Raw genomic sequence first — 20000 nt, 5'->3', positions numbered from 1 at the left:
GGTGCTGTTCTCGCAGCCCGATGGCGACGACCAGGCGTCCGACGAATCCGAGCTGCTTTACGTCTCCGCGACTTTCGGCGGCACGACGCGAAATTTCTACCGTTTCCAGATGCAGGACGGCAGCACCGACTATTTCGACGGAAACGGCAGCAGCGCCGAGCAGTTCCTGCTGCGCAATCCCTTGCCCAATGGCCGATTTACATCCGGGTTCGGTGCGAGGCGCCACCCCATTTTGGGGTATGTGAAGATGCATACCGGCACCGACTGGGCAGCTCCCGTAGGATCGCCGATCATTGCCGCAGGCAATGGCGTCGTCGAAAAGGCCGGCTGGGCCGGTGGCTATGGCAAGCAGATCATCTTGCGTCACGCCAATGGCTACGAGACGTCCTACAATCACCAGAGCGCGTTTGCCAAAGGCATCGAGCCGGGTGTTCGCGTTCGCCAGGGTCAGGTTATCGGCTATCTCGGCTCAACCGGCCTCTCCACCGGTCCGCACCTTCATTACGAACTGATCGTCAACGGCACCAAGGTCGATTCGATGCGCGTCCGCCTGCCGGTCGGCAAGACGCTGAAGGGCGACGACCTCGTCGCCTTCAAGCGCGAGCGCGAACGCATCGACGACCTGCTCAAGCAGGAAGACAGCAATCAGTTGAAGGTCGCGAGCGCCAAGATCGAAGGCTGAGCCGACGTTTTTTCGTGGTCAGCCCTGCTGATTCGCCGTGTCGCGCACCCATGGCAGCCGCTCGCCCGAAACCGTCGTCCAGGCGGTGATTGCCGAAAGCAGGCAAAGCAGCGCGGTCACCGCGGCAACGGCTGCGAATGCCGCGTCGCTGGCGGCAAGTCGTGCCGCATCGAGGCCGGGCGCCAGGCCGGCTGGCGGCGGTTCGCCGAAACCCGGAAGGCCGGTGCCGGCACCGGTGCTGAGCACGCCAGCATAAACCCAGGCCGCCAGCGATCCCATCGCCGCCACGGCGATCAGGCCGCCGATCCGCGAGACGGCGTTGTTGATGCCCGAGGCCGCACCCGTATCCTTGTCCTCGACCGCCGTCATGATGGCGGTCGACAGCGGCGATACCACCAGCGCCATGCCGAACCCCATCAGAGCCATCAGCGGGAATACCCCCAGCCAGAAACTGTGGATGCCCCAATAGGCCAGCAAGGCAAGTCCGGCAAAGGCGAGAGCCACAACCAGACTGCCGCTGGCGATCGGAAAGCGAGGCCCGATGCGGTCGGACCACTGGCCAACCGGTCCGGATAACAGTGCCATCAACGCCGACAGCGGCAGGAATATAAAGCCGACCTCGGCCGCGCTCAGCCCCCATCCGGCGATCATGAGCATCGGCAGATAGAACAAATTGGCCGACAGGGCGAAATAAAGGAAGAAGGTCGCCACGTTGGCGCCCGCGAACGCGCCGATCCGAAACAGCGACAGATCGATCATCGGCTCGCGCCGCCGGCGCTCGAAGACGATGAACACGACGAGCAAAACCGCACCGGCGGCGATACTCGGGCCGGACATCAGCCCCTCCCCGTCACCACTCATCGAGGTCAGGCCGTAAGCGAGAGCTCCGAACGCCAATATGGCGAGTGCAGCGCCGCCGAGATCGAGGCTGCGCTTTTCCGCCGGCGCGTCGGCAGGGATCTTGGCCAGCAGAAGATAGATCGAGATAAGACCGAGCGGCAGATTGATGGCGAAGATCGCCCGCCAGATGCCGTTGCCGAACACCGACAGCACGAAGCCGCCCAGCACCGGGCCGAGCGCCGTCGTCAGTGCCGATGCCGCGGCCCAGATGCCGATCGCCCGGCCGCGTTCCTTTTTTGGATAGGCTTTGGCGATAATGGCCAGGCTGCCCGGCACCATGATGGCCGCTCCGATACCCTGGACAGCCCGAAATGCAATAAGCATCGCCGGGTTAGGCGCCAGCGCGCAGGCAAGCGAGGCGGCAATGAACAGGACGATGCCGGCGACGAAAGAGTGGCGCAGGCCGAAACGATCGCCGGCGGCGCCGCCGACGAGAATGAGGGCTGAAAGCGTCAATGCATAGGCGTTGGATATCCATTGCGCCTCGGCCAGGCTGGCGCCGAGATCGACGCGGATAGCCGGCGTCGCAATGGCCAGGACCGATCCATCGATAAAGCCGAGCGCGGAAGCCAGAATCGCGGCGATCAGCACGAACCGCCGCCGCGCCCGCGGGCAGAACGTATCGGCCGGAAGTGAGCCGGTCAGGGGAATGGCGCCAGTACCGACTTTGGTTGGCGTGTGCATGCCGCCTTACCTAGACCGCCGGCATGCCGCCGACAACCGGCCAGCAGGCTGTTCTCGTTGAAACCAGGCCGAACCTGGCCATACAGGCAGGAGAGAACGCCCGTCCGGGTGCAAACGGTGGATGCCGTGCTAGATTCCCGCAACGCTGCAACAAGGGGGAACTACCGCATGAAACGACCGCTCGAGCCCTCGGCGGAAGGACGCGGGCGCGTCGTCGGCATCACCGACGGCGTGTTCGCCATCGCGCTCACGTTGATTGTTCTCGAGATCAGGGTGCCGGCGCATGAAACGGTGCATTCCGAAAGCGAGTTGATCGCCGCGATCACAGCACTGGCGCCGCGCTTCCTGACCTATGCGCTCAGCTTCCTGACGCTGACCATCTTCTGGTTCGGCCAGCAGGCGCAACACGGGTTGATCGCAAAATCCGACCGGCGGCTTGCCACGCTGAACCTCTGCTTCCTCGGCTTCATCGCCTTGCTGCCGTTTTCGACCGATCTTTTGGCCGACTTCCTTGAATTCAGGACCGCGGTGCTCGTCTACTGGCTCAATCTTCTGATGCTGGGACTGACGCTGCTCGCCAGTTGGCGCTACGCGGACAAAAACGGATTTCTGGCCGACGGTGTCGACGCGGAGACCACCCGAACGGTCTATCTGCGCATCGTCAAGGCACAGATCCTGTGGGCGATCGGCGCGGCACTGTGCCTAGCCAGCCCTTTGCTCAGCGTCGGCTTCATCTTGGTGGTGCAGCTGACCTATGCCGCAGCGCTGCGCGCGCCACTGCTGCGCAAGGTCATCGGGTGATTCGAGCGAAGGCGTTGCGCTTCAGTCGACGAACTCCACTATAACGCCGGGCGTCACGATCTTGGCGAGCTCGCGCGCATCCCAATTGGTCAGCCGCACGCAGCCGTGGCTTTCGGTCTTGCCGATCTTGGACGGATCCGGCGTGCCGTGAATGCCGTAGGTCGGCTTGTCCAGTGCGATCCAGACCGAGCCAACCGGGCCGTTCGGCCCCGGCGGGATGGTCAGGATCCTGTCGTTTTCGCCCTGCTTGAAATTGATGTTCGGGTTGTAGGTGTAGTTCGGGTCCAATGCGACACGCGACACCGCATGCGTGCCGGACGGCGACGGCGTATCCGACGAGCCGATGGTCGCCGGATAGGCTGCGACCAGCTTGCCCGCCGCGTCGTAGGCACGGACCTGCTTGTTGGCCTTGTCGGCGATGATGCGCGCCACCGGCGTCGCCACCAGCCTGCCGAAATTGGCAACCTTGATGATGGTGCCCGGACGATTGAAATTGGCGTCCGGATTGAGCTTCTTCAGATAGGTTTCATCCATATGGAAGCGCTCGGCCAGCGCCTCGGGCACCGACGTGTAGCCCATGCGGTCGAGCTGGGCCTTTTGGCTGTAGTCCTCCGGTATCGAAGCGACATAGGGGCCGGCCGCATCCTCGGGCGTGATCGTATAGGAGGCGAATGCATCGCCACCGGATTGCGCCAGGGCGGCCTGGATACCGACCGCGTCGGTGGATTTCAGATTGCTGCCGGTGATTTCATTGTAGGCGGCGAGTGCCTTGTCGACATTCGAGCCGAAGCGTCCGTCGATGACGCCGGGCGACGCACCGGCTCGGTCGAGCAGCACCTGCAGTTCCGCCACGTCCTGACGCGCGCCGAGCGAAAGCGACGGGTCGACCGCCGCCTTGCCGCCTGTGTCTGGCGGCGGGGCTGTGTCTGGCGGTAACGCCGCCTGCTCGTTCGGCACCGTCGGCTCGACCGGCTCGATCGAGGCCTCGTTGAGCGGCTGGCGCTCGATGGTGCGTGGCCTCACCGGCTGCGCTGCCTCCGGATAATCGTTGCCGTAGCCGTCATCCCGCGGCGCTTCGGGGAAGGCATCCATGGAATTGTCGCCATAGGGGTCGTACTCGTCGGCCGGCGGCACGATGATCCTGCCTTCGTCTTCCAACTGCCTGCGGCGGAACCGGGCCGTGTCCTCAGGGTCGAGATAATAGGGATCGTCCTCCTCGACCGGTCCGAGGTTGCGCAAGCGCTCGCGGCGCAAAACACGGCGGTCGAGCCTGGTCTGCGGCGGCTGGATGGCGATGACCTTGCCGGTTTCCGCATCGACGATGACGCGGTTTCCCCTGGCGTCGTAATAGATGTCGAGATTGCCGTCCTGGGCGACAAGAATGCCGCCGTCATTGGCAGCACGAACCACCCGCGGCGCGGTATCGGCCATCGGCGAGGCCATCGCATTCGACGCCAGCAGCCCGGCAGCAAACGCTGAAAGGGTGAGGATGGTGCGCAACATGATGGCCAAAATTCTCCGGTCCGTAATTGCCGCCGCCGGCATTGTCTCTCAAGAGCGCCGCGCGTCCCTTTGGGTGCAAGGACGCTCTAACGCTTTACATCTCCGCATCGTGCTTTGCGAAAATCAAAATCGATTTCGGGCCGATGTGGTCGCCAACCCCTTCGCCAGCAAATCACTTGCACACGATAAGGTTCCAATATGAACCGGGCATGAAGATGGCGGATTTCTGACCGATTAACCGGCAGCGAATCCCAATTCCTTGCGCGCCTGCTTCGTCAGCTTCAGCACGACGAGACGGTGGCTTTCGCGCAGATAATCCTTCAGCGCTTCATCATCCATGCTTTCGCTTGTCCGGCGCTGGATCCATTTCATGCCGCGCGAGGCGAGATACGGCGCCGGCCGAAGGCCCGGCTGTTCCCTCAGCACGTCATAAGCGATCTCGGAGCATTTGAAGGTGACGAACGGCTCCTTGCCTTCACTCCAGCCGCCGATCGCAAACACCTTGCCGCCGACTTTCCAGACATGGGCGCCACCCCACTGCACGACATGGGTCGTCGAAGGCAGCGAGGCGCAGAAACTGTTGTAGTCGTCCAAAGTCAACTGCGCCCCGCCAGTGGTGTTAGACCATGGACCGACGGTCGGCGTAGCAAAAAGCGGATGCCGGTTTTTCGGAAAAGATCATGGTCGAAATTGAAGCTAGGAATTCCATCCCGATTCGATCGGGATGGAACAGGCTCTTGGCTTGAACTCAGGCGGCCGCCTCGGTTGCCACGACTGCGGGCTTCGAGCGGAAGTTCAAGCGGTCGGATCCGGCGGTGACCTTGACAGTCGAGCCGTCGAGGATCTCGCCGAGCAGTATCTTTTCCGCCAGCGGATCCTGCAATTCCTTCTGCATCACCCGCTTCAGCGGCCGCGCGCCATAGGCCGGGTCGTAACCCTTGGCCGCCAGCCAGTCGATCGCCTCCTGATCGAGCGAAAGCGATATCTTGCGGTCGACAAGCAGGTTTTCCAGCCGCTTGAGCTGGATTTGGACGATCTGGCCCATATCCTGGCGGCGCAGCCGGTGGAACAGGATGACCTCGTCGATGCGGTTGAGGAATTCCGGCCGGAACGAAGCCCTGACGACATTCATCACCTCGTCGCGCACGACGTCGACATCCTGGTCCTCGCCGAGATTGACCAGATATTCGGCGCCGAGATTGGACGTCATGATGATCAGCGTATTGCGGAAGTCGACCGTGCGGCCCTGCCCGTCCGTCAGCCGGCCGTCGTCGAGCACCTGCAGCAGCACGTTGAACACGTCCGGATGCGCCTTCTCGATCTCGTCGAACAGCACGACCTGATAGGGCCGGCGCCGCACCGCTTCGGTCAGCGCGCCGCCTTCCTCATAGCCGACATAGCCGGGAGGCGCGCCGATCAGCCGGGCGACCGAGTGCTTCTCCATGAACTCCGACATGTCGATACGCACCATCGCGCTCTCGTCGTCGAACAGGAAGCTGGCCAGCGCCTTGGTCAGTTCGGTCTTGCCGACGCCCGTCGGCCCGAGGAACATGAACGAGCCGAGCGGCCGGTTCGGGTCCTGCAGGCCGGCGCGCGCACGGCGTACCGCCTTCGATACTGCCTGCACGGCCTCGCCCTGGCCGACGACGCGCTTGCCGATCTCGTCTTCCATGCGCAACAGCTTGTCGCGCTCGCCTTCGAGCATCTTGTCGACCGGGATCCCCGTCCAGCGCGAGACGATATGGGCGACGTGATCGGGGCCGACCACTTCTTCGACCATGCCGGCCTTGCCATCCCTGGCTTCGGCCTGCTTCAGCTGCTTTTCGAGTTCCGGGATCTTGCCGTAGGCAAGTTCGCCGGCGCGCTGGAATTCACCCTGGCGCTGGGCGATGGCAAGTTCATTGCGCGCCTCGTCGAGCTGTTTCTTGAGGTCGGCGGCAAGCCCGAGCTTCTGCTTCTCGGCCTGCCATTTCGAGGTCAGCTCGGTCGATTCCTCCTCGAGGTTCGAGAGTTCCTTCTCGAGCCGGGCGAGCCGGTCCTTCGAGGCGTCGTCCTTCTCGACCTTGAGCGCCTCGCGCTCGATCTTGAGCTGCATGATGCGGCGATCTATCTCGTCCAGCGCCTCGGGCTTCGAATCGACCTGCATGCGGAGCCGCGACGCGGCCTCGTCGACCAGGTCGATCGCCTTGTCCGGCAGGAAGCGGTCAGCGATGTAGCGGTTGGATAGGGTTGCGGCCGCGACCAGCGCCGAATCCGAGATGCGCACCTTGTGGTGCTGCTCGTATTTCTCTTTCAGCCCGCGCAAGATCGAGACGGTGTCTTCGACCGTCGGCTCATTGACGAAGACCGGCTGGAAGCGGCGGGCAAGGGCCGCATCCTTCTCGACATGCTTGCGGTATTCATCGAGCGTAGTGGCGCCGACGCAGTGCAGTTCGCCGCGGGCCAGCGCCGGCTTCAGCAGGTTCGACGCATCCATGGCGCCATCCGCCTTGCCGGCGCCGACCAGCGTGTGCATCTCGTCGATGAACAGGATGATGCCGCCGGCGGCGGACGTGACCTCGGAAAGCACCGCCTTCAGCCGCTCCTCGAACTCGCCGCGGTATTTGGCCCCGGCGATCAGCGAGCCCATGTCGAGCGCCATCAGCTGCTTGTCCTTGAGCGATTCCGGCACATCGCCATTGACGATGCGCAGCGCCAGCCCTTCAGCGATCGCCGTCTTGCCGACGCCGGGTTCGCCAATCAGCACCGGGTTGTTCTTGGTGCGGCGCGACAGCACCTGGATCGTGCGGCGGATCTCGTCGTCACGGCCGATGACCGGGTCAAGCTTGCCCGCGCGAGCGTCCGCCGTCAGGTCGCGCGCGTATTTCTTCAGCGCGTCGTAGCCCTGCTCGGCGCTCGCCGAATCGGCGGTACGACCTTTGCGTACGTCGTTGATGACCTGGTTCAGCTTCTGCGGCGTGACACCGGCCTTGGCCAGGATGTCGGCCGTCTTGGCCGATTTTTCCATGGCGAGCGCCTGCAACAGCCGTTCGACGGTGACGAAGCTGTCACCGGCCTTCTTGGCCAGTTCCTCGGCGGTCGAAAACACCTTTGCCAGCGGCTGGGCCAGATAGAGCTGGCCATTGCCGCCCTCGACCTTGGGCATTGCCTCCAGTGCCGTTTCGACGCCGAGTTTGACGTCCCGGACATTGCCGCCGGCGCGCTCGATCAGCGACGCAGCCAGGCCCTCGTCGTCATCGACGAGGACCTTGAGGATATGCTCGGGGGTGAATTGCTGGTGATTGCGGGAAAGCGCCATGGTTTGCGCGGACTGGATAAAGCCGCGCACGCGCTCGGAATATTTTTCAAGATTCATGCCTGTCTCCTTCCGTCACCGGCCCGCTTCGCGGCACCGGATCAGATTGCGGTGACGGACCCGCCCGTTCGAGCCGGATCCTGTTCACGCAAGATATGGGACGCAAACCACGGACCCTCAAGACGCCTCGACACTGGCGAATGGATAATAATATTGCGAGCACGCAAAACAAAAACGGCGGAGATTTCTCTCCGCCGTCCATACATGTCCCGCAAAAGTGCGCGGCGGTTTTGCGATAACGATATGCATCATCACAATAGGAACCTAACGCGCGTCGCATGAGGCCGGTCGAACGCGACGCGCCTTTGGGCTAAAGGATGCCCTAAGATCGGCCGAACGTTTTTTCGATCAATTCTCGACGTCTGCGATCACAGCTTGACCGCCGGGGCTTTCAGCCGGCGCTGCATCGACATTGCCAGCGTCGGTATTGCCAGTCTCGGTATTGCCAGTCTCGGTGTTGCCAGTCCCGACATTGCCAGTCTCGGTATTGCCAGTCCCGGCATTGCTTGTCTCGGCATTGCTTGTCTCGGCACTCTCAGGGCCGGCGTTGTCGTTGCCGCCATTTGCCTGTTCGACATCGAGGCGCGGGCGACGCGGGCGCCTGGGGCGGCGGGCCGGGCTGCTTTCGGCAGCGGCTTCGTTGAGCTCGGCCTGGGCGGCGAGACCCGCCGGCGAAAGGTTGTGAAATTGCTGTGCGGGCTCACCCACAAAGATCGGCTCAGCTGCCCGCACGGGCTCCGCCTGCGCCGGAACCTCCTCGCGCCGTGGCTGTTCGACGCGCTGGCCACCCTGCTGCTCGCCGCGCGAGCTAAACTCGCCACGCTGGCCGTTCTGGCCGTAACCGCCATTGGGGCGACGGTCGCGGTGGCGACCGCCATTATTGTCGCGGCCGTCACGGTTATCGCGGCCGCCGCGATTGTCACGGCTGTTTTCCTGGTTCAGCGCCAGCTCGGCCGGCGTGCCATCGATGACCGGCTGCGGGCCGGCCCCCTGATTGACCGTCGAGCCCGATGTCTCGTTGGCATTGTTGTTGCCAGCATTGTCGAACTCGTCGCGATCCTCGTCGCCATCATCGTCGAAATCATCGCGAATCTGCTGGGCGTTCTGGATCGGCATCTGCGCCTGAGCGGCTGCGATGATGCGGTTATAGTGTTCTGCGTGCTGGAGATAGTTTTCCGCCATCACCCGGTCGCCGGAGCTGTGCGCGTCACGGGCTAGGGTTGCGTACTTCTCGGCAATCTGCTGAGCCGATCCGCGGATCTTCACGTCCGGGCCGTTGCTCTCATAGTTGCGCGTCAGGGGATTCGGCCCCTTACGGTTGTTGTTGTTATTGTTATTGCCGCCGCCGCCATTGTTGTTGCGACCGCGCATGCGCCTGTTTTGCTGTTGTGGCCTCATTAGACTCTCTTCACTTTGAAATTTTCGAAAAACTCTTCACGAACGGAGGCGCTCATGCGGCCAGCCGTTTCGTTCTTTCACCGGCGTTCGCCCGCATCAATTGCGTTGGCGCCACGTGCCATCCTGTTCCGGTTACTTCACTTGCCGGACGATTCCCGCACGAAGCTTGGGCGTCGTTTGCGCAAGAAGGCAGCTATTTCCAAGGAAAACCGAATCGCTAAGAGCACTGCCTGCTTCGTCTCATCCGGTTAAGGCGACCCTAGCCGCATTCCCCGGTATTGCCAAGCGCTTTTTTCGCACTGCATCACGGCTTCCACCGTTCGAACACAAGAACTCTGTTGTTTCCGCCGAGATCACGAAACACCCCGACAGAACTGTACCCGGCCGCGGAGAATATCTCCGTAACCTGTTGGTGCTGCGTATGGCCGATCTCGACCGCAATCCTGCCTTGGACTTCCAAATACGCTGCCGCTCCTGCGGCGATCTTCCTGTAGGGGCTCAGACCGTCCACACCGCCATCCAGGGCCTGGCGTGGATCGAAACTGCGGACCTCGTCCTGCAGATTTCCAATGTCGTCTGAGGGTATATAGGGAGGGTTTGCGGCAATTACATGGTACCGGCCAGAAACTTTTTCAAACCAGTCGGATTTGAGCGCCGTGAACCGGCCGGCGAGCCCCAATTCCCTGGCATTGCGCGTGGCGGTGGCCAGCGCCTCTTGCGAAATGTCGACGCCAGTGGCGGTCGCGGCCGGAACCGCGCTGAGCAACGCCAGCGCGATGGCACCGGTGCCGGTCCCGAGATCGAGGATGCGGCAACCGCCTTCGCGTGCCGCCATTGCCTTGACGAAAGGCAGCACCGCCTCGACCAGCGTTTCGGTATCCGGTCGCGGCTCCAGCGTTTGCGGCGAAAGCGAAAGGCGCAAGCCGTAGAATTCGCGGTAACCGAGGATGCGGTGCACCGGCTCGCCGGCGATGCGCCGGCGCAAGGCGGCATCGATTCCCGCCGTCACGTCCGCATCGACCGCGCACCCAGGATCGGCGATGGCCTGCGTGCGGTTCGTGCCGGAAAAATGCTCGACGATCAGCCTGGAATCGAGCGCCGGATCCGCAATCCCGGCTGCGGCGAGCCGGTTTCGCGCTTCCCGCAGCAGCGGCGCCAGAGTGGCGGGCAGGCTGTCAGCCATCGATGCCTATATCGGCGAGCAGCTTCGACTGGTGATCGGCTATCAGCGCGTCGATGATCTCGTCGAGTTCGCCCATCATCACCCGGTCGAGCTTGTAGAGCGTCAGGTTGATGCGATGATCGGTGACGCGACCCTGCGGAAAATTATAGGTGCGGATGCGTTCCGAGCGGTCGCCCGAGCCAACCTGCGACTTGCGCGATTCTGAACGTTCCTCGTCCGCTTTGCTGCGTTCGAGGTCGTAAAGCCTGGCGCGTAGGATCTGCATGGCCTTCGCCCGGTTCTGGTGCTGCGATTTTTCCGCCTGCACCACCATGATGCCGGTCGGCAGATGGGTGATGCGCACGGCCGAATCGGTGGTGTTGACGTGCTGGCCGCCGGAACCCGAGGCGCGCATCGTGTCGATGCGGATGTCTTCGGCCCGGATGTCGATGTCGACCTCTTCGGCTTCCGGCAGCACCGCGACCGTCGCCGCCGAAGTGTGGATGCGCCCGCCCGCCTCGGTCGTCGGCACGCGCTGCACCCGGTGCACGCCGGATTCGAACTTCAGATGGGCAAAGACGCCCTTGCCCGAAACGGTGGCGATGATTTCCTTGTAGCCGCCGACCTCGCCTTCGCTGGCCGACACCGTCTCGAAACGCCAGCCATGCGCCGCTGCATAGCGCTCGTACATGCGAAACAGGTCGCCGGCAAAAAGCGCCGCCTCGTCACCGCCGGTGCCGGCACGGATTTCGAGGATGGCGTTCTTGTCGTCTGCGGCATCCTTGGGCAACAGCAGGATCTGGATGTCCTTTTGCAGCACCTCGATTTGATGCTTGACCTCCGGCAGGTCGGCCTCGGCTAAGGCGCGCATCTCGGCGTCAGTGCCCTTGTCGGCGAGCATCGCCTCCAGATCGGCCTGTTCGCGCTCGGCGGCGCGCAGTGCCCTGATCTTTGCCACCATCTCCTGGATGTCGGCATATTCGGAGGCCATCCTCACATAGGCGTCCGGCGCCGGCCCGGCCGACATCTGCGCTTCGAGCATGTCGAAACGCTTGACGACTTGATCCATACGGTCGCGGGGCAGGTTGATCATGGCGAAGTCTATAGCGGTATAGAGCGGTCGTCGGCAAAGGCTTGCAGCAGCGCCCGCATCGGCAGGCCATGCGCCGGCGCCATCAGATTGTCGTCGAAGAACGCCTCCAGCTCGCTGAGCGGCAGTTCAGTCAGCATCGCCTTGACCGGGCCGATCGATGCCGGCGACATCGAGATCGAGCGGTAGCCAAGGCCGATCAGCGCCATCGCCGAAATCGGCTTGCCGGCAAGTTCGCCGCACAGGGTCACCGGCGTATGGTTGCGCGCCCCGGCGTCGGCAATCTGCTTCAGGACGCGCAGGAACGGCGTCGAGAGCGGGTCGAAGCGGTCGGACAACTGGGTGTTGCCGCGATCCACCGCCATGACGAACTGGAACAGGTCGTTCGAGCCGACCGAGACGAAATCGACCGCCTTCATCAGTTCGTCGAGCTGGAACAGCAGCGACGGCACCTCCAGCATCGCCCCGAGTTTGAGGCTGGTCGGCAAATGATGGGCAAAGCGCGACAGATGCCGCACCTCGCGATCGATGATCTCGCGCGCCTGCGCAATCTCGCCGAGTTCGGTCACCATCGGCAGCATCAGCTTCAGTTCGCGTCCGCCGCACGCCTTGAGCAGCGCGCGGATCTGGGTACGCAGCAATCCGGGCCGGTCGAGGGTCAGGCGGATGGCGCGCCAGCCGAGTGCCGGGTTCTCTTCCTGAATCGAGCCCTTGAAATAGGGCAGCACCTTGTCGCCGCCGATATCGATGGTGCGGAATGTCACCGGCTTGCCGCGCGCCGCTTCGAGCACGTCACGATAGAGCCGCTCCTGGGCTTCGGCGCGCGGAAAGGTCGAGGCGACCATGAATTGCAGTTCGGTGCGGAACAGGCCGATGCCGGCCGCACCTGCTTCGGCCAGTTGCGGCAAATCCACCGCCAGTCCGGCATTCATCAGAAGATCGACCTGGACTCCGTCCTTGGTCACCGACGGCTTCTTGCGCAGCTCGCGGTAGACCTCCTGCCGCCGCGCCCTGAAGCGCACTTTCTCGGCATAGGCCGCCTCGAGGTCGGGCTGCGGGCGCAGATGGATCGCGCCTTCCTCGCCGTCGACGATGATGGCATCGCCGTTTTCCGCCATGGAAACGGCGCCCTTCATCTGGCCGGCGACGGGTATGCCCATGGCTCGCGCCACAATGACGACATGGCTGGTCGCGGCGCCGTCTTCCAGCACCAGCCCGCGCAGCTTGTCCCTGGGATAATCGAGCAGCTCGGCAGCCCCCATCGAGCGGGCGACGATGATGGCGTCCTTGGGCAGCGCGGCCGCGACGTCCTCCGGTCCGCGCCCCATCAGTTGCCGCAGCAGCCGATTGGCGAGATCGTCGAAATCGCTCATCCGTTCGCGCAGATACGGATCGGTCATATGCAGCATGCGGGCACGCATGTCGCTCTGCACTTTCTCGACCGCCGCTTCGGCCGTCAGGCCATTGCGGATCGCCTCCTCCAGCCGGCGCACCCAGCCGCGGTCGTTGGCGAACATGCGATAGGCTTCGAGCACCTGGCGATGCTCGCCCTCGAAGGCGACGTCGCGGCGCTCCAGCATGTCGTCGATAGACAGCCTGAGCGAGCCGAGCGACGCGTCGAGCCGCCTGACCTCTTCCTCGCTATCCTCGTTGAACAGGTTGGTGACGACGATACGCGGCTCGTGCAGCACCACATGGCCGAGCCCGACGCCTTCATTGAAGGACAGGCCGGTAAAGCTTACCGGGCGGCGCAGATCGAGCTCTAGGCCGGGCCTTGTCAGCCGCTCCAGATCGCCGGTGGCGATCATCTCGGCGATCACCATCGCCGTCGTTTCCAGCGCCTCGACCTCGTCGTCGCGATAATGGCGCATGGTCTTGTTCTGCACGACCAGAACGCCGAGCGTCCGCCCTGCCCGCAGCACCGGCACGCCGAGGAAGGAATTGTATATCTCTTCCCCTGTCTCCGGCAGGTAGGCGAAGGCAGGATGCTCCTGCGCGTTGGAGAGGTTGAGCGGCCGCGCCGAGGCCGCGATCGTGCCGACCAGGCCTTGGCCCAGCCTCAGCTGCGCCAGGTGGACGGCGTTCGGGTTCAAGCCTTCGGTGGCGTAGAGTTCGAGCACCGAATCGGCGCGCAGAACATAAAGCGAGCAGACCTCGGCAACCATGTTGGAGGCGATGTCGCGCACGATTCGGTCAAGCCGCTCCTGCGGCTCCAGCGGCTCTTGCATGAGCTCGCGGAGCCGTTTCAGCAAAACGCGCGGGCCACTGGCCGAATCACGCATCGCGGCTTCTTCTCCAATAGCGTTTCAACCGGTGCAGGTTGCCCTGCACAGCGGCACAAACGCAACAACTCAATTAGAGCGCCATCGTCCAATTGGACGCATAAAGACCGCTCCAAGCCTTTCGATCCGCGCATCCCGCCTTCCGAAAATCGACTCCGATTTTCGGGCCGATGCAGTCTGCTACTGCTTATCCAGACCGTACACGGAATGCAAAGTGCGAACTGCTAGTTCCGTATAGGGACCGTCGATCAGGATCGAAATCTTGATTTCGGACGTTGTGATGGCGCGGATGTTGATCGCGCGGTCGGCCAGCGCCTTGAAGGCTGTGGCGGCGACGCCTGCATGGCTGCGCATGCCGATGCCGATGACCGAGACCTTCGACATGCCGGCTTCCGACTGCACCACGTCGTAGCCGATCGTCGCCTTCAGCCGTTCGAGCACGGCAAGCGCCTTGTCGACGTCGCCGGATGGCACGGTAAAAGTCATGTCAGTGAACTTGCCGTCCTCGGAAATGTTCTGGACGATCATATCGACATTGATGTTGGCCTCGGCCAGCGGCCCGAAAATGCCGGCGGCGACGCCCGGCCGGTCGCCGACGCGGCGCAGCGAAATCTGCGCTTCGTCCTTGGCATAGGCAATTCCGGTGACGACCTGCTGTTCCACGATCTCTTCCTCGTCGCAAATAAGCGTTCCCGGCGGATTGAGCAAATCCCCCATTCCGGGTGCATCGGGATCGTCGAAGGACGACCTCACAAAGGTACGCACCCTGTGCACCATGGCAAGCTCGACCGAGCGCACCTGCAGGACCTTGGCCCCGAGCGAGGCCATTTCGAGCATTTCCTCGAAGGAAATCTTGGCCAGCCGCCGGGCCTTCGGCTCGATGCGCGGATCGGTCGTGTAGACCCCATCGACATCGGTGTAGATATCGCAGCGGTCGGCCTTGACCGCCGCCGCGATGGCGACTGCGCTGGTATCGGAACCGCCGCGGCCGAGCGTTGCGATCCGGTTGTCCGGCCCGATGCCCTGGAAACCGGCGACCACCGCCACCTGGCCTTCGCCGAAGCGCTTGATCAGGAATCCGCCGTCGATATCGAGAATGCGCGCCGCGCCATGCGCGTTATCGGTCTTGATCGGAATCTGCCAGCCTTGCCAGGAACGGGCATGCACGCCGATGTTCTGCAGCGCGATCGCCAGCAAGCCGGCCGTAACCTGTTCGCCGGAAGCGACTACGGCGTCATATTCGCGCGCATCGTGCATTGGCGAGGCCTCGCGCGTCCATTGCACGAGCTCGTTGGTCTTGCCGGCCATCGCCGAGACCACCACTGCGACCTCATGCCCGGCATCGACCTCGCGTTTGACATGGCGCGCCACATTGCGGATGCGGGCGATGTCGGCGACGGACGTTCCGCCGAATTTCATCACGATGCGCGCCATGGAAGCGAAATGCCTTTGACTGGATGCCGGACCGAAGGCCGAAAAGTGGAAAAATGCGCCAAGCTGTGGCGAGGCGCTCAATGCGCGGCCTCCTTAGCCAAATGACAGTCGTTTCGCAAGGCGTGCCGCCGCTGGCGGCCGGGCGACACACCAGCGCAGCATCGTGCCTGCCCTGCGTCTTGCCAATATGGTGCGCGCTTCAGCCCAGCTGTGCCGTGGCTCTCCACAGGCGCGGATAGTCGAGGACGAAACCGATCGGCGAGACCTCCAGCATCTCATTGTAGCCGAACATCGGGGCTTCGTAGGCGTAATGTGCCGCATCGACGCGCTGGTAGGTCTGTTCCAGGCGAACGAGCCTGAGTTCGGGAAATGTCAGATAGGCTGCCGGCGCGGGCGTCGCCATGCCGACATCGAGGGCAAAACGGCGAAGCGCCAAAAGGTTTGTGGCGGGTGTGAAGCCGAGATCGACATCGATGAGGCCGTCGACTTCCGCTTGATGCTCGCCGTTCAGCGTCCATGGGCGCTCGGTCAGCCGGTCGATCCCATAATGCAGCTCTTGCGTGCCGACAAAGCCGTCGGCGCGCGCCGAGCGTGTACGCCAATCGGCGTCGCAGTCCACTTCGTACGCGATGCTGCACGGCTTGCCGTCCTGGACGAAAAGCGCTTGTCCCCTGAGATTCCACCCAGAACTCGCTTCCGACAAGCGTCGTGGCCTTCCTGGTCAAGCCGGCGCCAAAGAATGGAAGCAACCGCTCGCATCGTTGTGCACTCCTCCGAACCCGATGTCTCTGCTTCGTTCGCCAAAGCCTAGGCGTTTCCTTCCGGCACACCATCAACTGACACGTGCTAACACAAATGCAGCCGGCAAAAGGCGGCGTCGGCAGGCATCGCGCGCATCGCGCAGCCGGCGGTGAATTTCGCGCCTTGACATTCGCAGCCTCGCGCCCGACTTCCTAGCGTCCGAGGAGACCACGCGATGCCTGAGCCCCGACGATCGACGATCGATGCCGGAGAGGTGGAACGCTTTTCCGCCCTTGCCGCCGAATGGTGGAACCCGAACGGCAAGTTCCGCCCGTTGCACAAGTTCAACCCGATCCGGCTTGCCTATATCCGCGACCAGGTGGCGGCCCGCTTCGGCCGCGATCCGCGTGCGGCACGGCCGTTCGAAGGCCTGCGCTTCCTTGACATCGGCTGCGGCGGCGGGCTTTTGTGCGAACCGATGGCGCGGCTTGGCGCCGAAGTGGTCGGCGCCGATGCCTCCGCCACCAACATCGAAGTGGCCAAGCTGCATGCGGCGGAAGTCGGCGTGAGCGTTGATTACCGCGCCACCACCGCGGAAGACCTGGCCGACGCCGGCGAAAAATTCGACGTCATCCTCAACATGGAAGTGGTCGAGCATGTCGCCGATGTCGCTCTGTTCCTGGCCAAATGCGGCGAGATGGTCAAGCCCGGCGGCATCATGTTCGTGGCCACCATCAACCGCACGCTGAAGGCCCTGGGCCTGGCCATCATCGGCGCCGAATATGTGCTGCGCTGGCTGCCCCGCGGCACCCACCAGTTCGGCAAGCTGGTGCGCCCCGAGGAACTGGAAAAGGCGCTTGCAGGTGCTGGCCTGACCGTCATCGACCGCACCGGCGTCACCTACAACCCGCTCGCCGACCGCTGGCAGCGCTCGAAGGACATGGACGTCAACTACATGGTGCTGGCGGAGAAAGCATCCGTCTGAAACTTATGCCTTCTCGCCCCTATGTCTTCTGGCTTTGCGCCCTGGTGGTGATGAACACGCCGGCGGTGATGATGACGGCACCGGCCCAGGTCAGCAGTTGATAGCGCTCGCCGAGGAAGAGGGTCCCGGCAAACAGCCCGACCGCCGCCGCGACGTAGCCGATCTGGCTGAGATAGACCGGGCCGCCGACCGCTTGCAGGCGGAAGAAGAAGGCGAACATCGCCGAGGCTGATGCCACCTGTGCCGCAGCGACCAGCCGCACGCCGCCGAGCGAGCCGAATGCATTGCCTTCCAGCAGCACCAGAATGCCGGCAAGCAGCATCAAAGCTGCTGCCAGACGGCTGCCGACGGCGAGCTCGATCGGGCCGGTGCCTTCGGGCCAGTCGACGGTACGGTAAATGTTGCCGGCGGCGAGGCTGACGGGGATGAGCAGGCCCATCGCAACCCAGAAAAATTCGGCCGGCTGGCCCGCTTCGCCGCGCGTCACGGCCACCATGACTGCGCCCACGAAACCGACGGCGATGCCGACGACGCCCAGCGTGGTCTGGCGCCTGACGCCGAGCAGAATCGAGAACACCAGCGTGACGACCGGCGACAGCGTGAACATGATGCCGCTATAGCCGGCGCCCAGATGCGGAATCGCTGAAAACATCAGCAGATTGGGGATTGCGTAGGAGACGGCCGCGGTCACGAAGAAATAGCGCAGCCTGTGCAGCGTAAGCCGCATGCGCTGCCCGTTGAGCAGCAATGCGCACAAAAGCACGCCGCCGGCGCCAAGCGAGATGACGAAGGCCCAGACCATGGCGGGCACGCCGGCCGTCGTCGCGATCTTGCCGAACGGCAGCGTCAGGCCGAGCAGTCCGCCGGTGACGACCAGAAGGCCAAGCGCCGAGTCCCAGAGAAATTTCATCGCACCATCCCGTCGCCCGTTCGCGGCCCTTGGCCTACACCACAAGCTGAGGTAAGATAATATAAAGATTCTTCACGTCAAGATATATAACGGTGAGAGACATGGATCGCGCGGCAAAAGCGATCGAGCAATGGAAAAAGGAACGGCCGGATCTCGATGTCTCGCCGATGGCCGTGCTTGGACGGTTGAACGAGGCCGCCTCGTTGATCGCACGAGAGCGGCTGGCGCCGCTGTTTGCAAGTTACGGGCTGCAATCCGGAGAATTCGACGTGCTGGCGACGCTGCGTCGTTGCGGGCCGCCATATGCGCTGACGCCGACGGCTCTGTACGAGGCGACGATGGTGACGTCGGGCGCGATGACCAACCGCCTCGATCGGCTCGAGAAATCCGGCCTGATCAAGCGCGGGCCGCACCCCGACGATCGCCGCGGGATTATTGTGCAGCTGACCGGGAAGGGCCTCGCTTTGATCGATGAGGCGGTGACTGCTCACGTCGCCAACGAGCACCAGATACTTTCTGGGTTAGCACGCCCGGAGCAGACCATGCTGGCCCGCCTGCTCGAAAAACTGATCGCGAGCTTGAGCTAACCGAACCGGCCAAGGGCCGGGCCGAGGGGATGGAAAAAGCTCAGATCTTGGTCGCAGAGCCTCGTTTGGGCCGGCGAACAGCTCTGATCTTGCCGCTGTTTCCGCCACCGCAGAAAAACTGGTCGCCGCCATCGGATTCGAGCCCCGACACGCCTGTTCCCGGCGGCATATCGAGCTTCTCCAGAACCTTTCCCGTTTCAGGATCGATCCGCCGGACATCGCTCTCCTCGCCCTCCCAAGTCCCATGCCACAGCTCGCCGTCGACCCAGCTGACGCCGGTGACGACGCGGTTGGAAACGATGGTGCGAAGGATTGCCCCTGTCTCGGGATCGACCTGATGAATCTTTCGGCCCCGATGCTGCCCGACCCAGAGCGTTCCTTCGGCCCAGGCGAGCCCGGAATCACCGCCATTGCCAGGCGCCGGGATCGACGCCAGCACCTGGCCATTCTTTGGATCGATCTTCTGGATGCGATCCTCGGCGATTTGATAGAGGTGCTGGCCGTCGAAGGCCGTTCCGGCGTGTGCCGCGACCTCGATCGAGCGCACCACTTCGCCGCTTGCCGGATCGAAGGCGTTCAATCTGTCGCCTGAGGCAAACCAGACATGCTCACCGTCGAAGGTAACGCCGTCTACGTGGTCGACACCCGGAAAGGGTCCGTATTCACGGAGGATTTCGGCAGAGGATCGTTCCATAATTCCATCCTAGTAGCCCGGCAGTGGACCGGGGAGTAACAAGATTGTCGGGAAACCCGGCAGCGGCGGGGTCATCCAGCGACGCGCCCGTCCGCGGCCGAACGACTGCACCTTGCCGGCCTGGGCGAGCTGCTCGAGCGCCCGCTGCACGGTACGCGAACTGGCTCCAAGCGCAATCGCCAGGGCCGAACTCGACCAAGACTCGCCGTCAGCGAGGAAGGCGAGCACGGCGGCATGCTCTTCTTCGACGGGCGGCGCCAGCACGACGACCTCACCTGCGCGGCGCGGCGCCAGCGCAAACCCCCGCTTCGTTGCGCTCACATCGGCCAAGCTACGAAGCTCCGCGCGAAGCCGCCCGACTTCGACCCGTAACCGTGCGCGATGTGATTCATCCGCGTCCTTTCCGCGGAAAGCGCGCGCGATAAGCGTCGATCTTGCCACGTCCCCCGGCCAGGCTTCGGCCAGCGCGCGGGCCAGCGCGAACAGCACCGGGCGGGTCGCCAGCGAGACGACCGTATCTGCTACCCGCACCACATTGCGGCATGCATCCACCACGAGCGCCCCCGACGCCAGAAGCGCTTCGACTTCATCGAGCAGGAGGGGCCGTTCCTCACCACGGGCGATAAGGCGTGCCGCCGGCGTATCCAGCACCACCGATGCGCTCTCCACCTCCGCGATCAGCGCGGGGATGCCGGACGCGGGCGCCCCCCCCGCCCCCCCGGCCCGTGGGGGGCGCGCCCGGCCCGGGCGCAAACCGCGGGTGGCGCTGGCGGGGGCACCCCCGGGGGGTTT

17 protein-coding genes (1 of these 17 running past the window's edge) are annotated in these 20000 nt (G+C 63.7%); 4 read left to right on the top strand and 13 right to left on the bottom strand.

Annotation, left to right across the window (positions count from 1 at the left end):
• Positions 1-682, top strand: the 3' portion of a protein-coding gene (locus tag NKJ17_RS30965; protein ID WP_352506679.1) for a M23 family metallopeptidase. Its footprint begins 1277 nt before the window's first position; the window shows 682 of its 1959 coding nt (coding positions 1278-1959); its start codon lies beyond the left edge, outside the window; it ends in the stop codon at positions 680-682.
• A gap of 18 nt (positions 683-700) precedes the next feature.
• On the opposite strand, the gene NKJ17_RS30960 is transcribed toward NKJ17_RS30965, so the two are convergent.
• Positions 701-2266, bottom strand: coding sequence for an MFS transporter (locus NKJ17_RS30960; protein WP_352506680.1), 1566 nt, complete (start codon positions 2264-2266; stop codon positions 701-703).
• Positions 2267-2434: 168 nt separating this feature from the next.
• Here NKJ17_RS30960 and NKJ17_RS30955 point away from each other — a divergent pair, with 168 nt between their 5' ends.
• The gene (locus tag NKJ17_RS30955) at positions 2435-3067 is read left to right on the top strand and encodes a TMEM175 family protein (protein ID WP_352506681.1); all 633 of its coding nucleotides are present in this window, start codon (positions 2435-2437) and stop codon (positions 3065-3067) included.
• Between the two features lie 21 nt (positions 3068-3088).
• Here the strand turns inward: NKJ17_RS30955 and NKJ17_RS30950 are convergent, their stop codons facing one another.
• The 9 genes from NKJ17_RS30950 to NKJ17_RS30910 all read right to left on the bottom strand — a co-directional run bounded on the left by NKJ17_RS30950 (position 3089) and on the right by NKJ17_RS30910 (position 15994).
• Positions 3089-4570, bottom strand: coding sequence for a L,D-transpeptidase family protein (locus NKJ17_RS30950; protein WP_352506682.1), 1482 nt, complete (start codon positions 4568-4570; stop codon positions 3089-3091).
• 234 nt (positions 4571-4804) lie between these two features.
• Positions 4805-5170 (bottom strand): MmcQ/YjbR family DNA-binding protein, encoded by a 366-nt coding sequence (locus tag NKJ17_RS30945; protein ID WP_352476322.1) that lies wholly within the window; start codon positions 5168-5170, stop codon positions 4805-4807.
• A 148-nt stretch (positions 5171-5318) separates the two neighbouring features.
• Entirely contained in the window at positions 5319-7925 is a 2607-nt protein-coding gene (gene clpB / locus NKJ17_RS30940) for an ATP-dependent chaperone ClpB (protein WP_254816714.1), read from the bottom strand.
• 348 nt (positions 7926-8273) lie between these two features.
• On the bottom strand, positions 8274-9296 hold the full coding sequence (locus NKJ17_RS30935) for a DUF4167 domain-containing protein (protein ID WP_352691523.1): 1023 nt from the start codon (positions 9294-9296) through the stop codon (positions 8274-8276).
• Between the two features lie 331 nt (positions 9297-9627).
• Positions 9628-10506 carry a peptide chain release factor N(5)-glutamine methyltransferase gene (gene prmC / locus NKJ17_RS30930; protein WP_352691522.1) on the bottom strand — a complete coding sequence of 293 codons (879 nt, stop codon included), beginning with the start codon at positions 10504-10506 and terminating at the stop codon, positions 9628-9630.
• The gene (prfA, locus tag NKJ17_RS30925) at positions 10499-11578 is read right to left on the bottom strand and encodes a peptide chain release factor 1 (protein ID WP_254816711.1); all 1080 of its coding nucleotides are present in this window, start codon (positions 11576-11578) and stop codon (positions 10499-10501) included. Before prfA ends, prmC begins: the two co-directional genes overlap by 8 nt.
• Positions 11579-11586: 8 nt before the next feature.
• Positions 11587-13857 carry a phosphoenolpyruvate--protein phosphotransferase gene (ptsP, locus tag NKJ17_RS30920; RefSeq protein ID WP_352691520.1) on the bottom strand — a complete coding sequence of 757 codons (2271 nt, stop codon included), beginning with the start codon at positions 13855-13857 and terminating at the stop codon, positions 11587-11589.
• Between the two features lie 180 nt (positions 13858-14037).
• On the bottom strand, positions 14038-15291 hold the full coding sequence (locus NKJ17_RS30915) for an aspartate kinase (RefSeq protein WP_352456701.1): 1254 nt from the start codon (positions 15289-15291) through the stop codon (positions 14038-14040).
• Between the two features lie 199 nt (positions 15292-15490).
• Positions 15491-15994, bottom strand: a complete 504-nt coding sequence (locus tag NKJ17_RS30910) for a putative glycolipid-binding domain-containing protein (protein WP_352691518.1) — start codon at positions 15992-15994, stop codon at positions 15491-15493.
• A gap of 273 nt (positions 15995-16267) precedes the next feature.
• Between NKJ17_RS30910 and ubiG the strand changes: the two genes are divergently transcribed.
• On the top strand, positions 16268-17017 hold the full coding sequence (gene ubiG, locus NKJ17_RS30905) for a bifunctional 2-polyprenyl-6-hydroxyphenol methylase/3-demethylubiquinol 3-O-methyltransferase UbiG (protein ID WP_352691516.1): 750 nt from the start codon (positions 16268-16270) through the stop codon (positions 17015-17017).
• A gap of 19 nt (positions 17018-17036) precedes the next feature.
• On the opposite strand, the gene NKJ17_RS30900 is transcribed toward ubiG, so the two are convergent.
• Positions 17037-17927, bottom strand: a complete 891-nt coding sequence (locus tag NKJ17_RS30900) for a DMT family transporter (RefSeq protein WP_352691514.1) — start codon at positions 17925-17927, stop codon at positions 17037-17039.
• A gap of 101 nt (positions 17928-18028) precedes the next feature.
• Between NKJ17_RS30900 and NKJ17_RS30895 the strand changes: the two genes are divergently transcribed.
• On the top strand, positions 18029-18514 hold the full coding sequence (locus NKJ17_RS30895; protein WP_352506689.1) for a MarR family winged helix-turn-helix transcriptional regulator: 486 nt from the start codon (positions 18029-18031) through the stop codon (positions 18512-18514).
• Positions 18515-18554: 40 nt separating this feature from the next.
• On the opposite strand, the gene NKJ17_RS30890 is transcribed toward NKJ17_RS30895, so the two are convergent.
• Positions 18555-19208, bottom strand: a complete 654-nt coding sequence (locus NKJ17_RS30890; protein ID WP_352691512.1) for a Vgb family protein — start codon at positions 19206-19208, stop codon at positions 18555-18557.
• A 9-nt stretch (positions 19209-19217) separates the two neighbouring features.
• Positions 19218-20000: winged helix-turn-helix domain-containing protein (locus NKJ17_RS30885; protein WP_502906587.1), on the bottom strand; the 783-nt coding region annotated here is incomplete at its 5' end.

It is taken from the genome of Mesorhizobium sp. M0208, assembly GCF_040322015.1.
GTDB lineage: Bacteria > Pseudomonadota > Alphaproteobacteria > Rhizobiales > Rhizobiaceae > Mesorhizobium.
The sequence above is the reverse complement of the archived record's forward strand: the minus strand, read 5'-3'. Positions and strand labels throughout refer to the sequence as shown.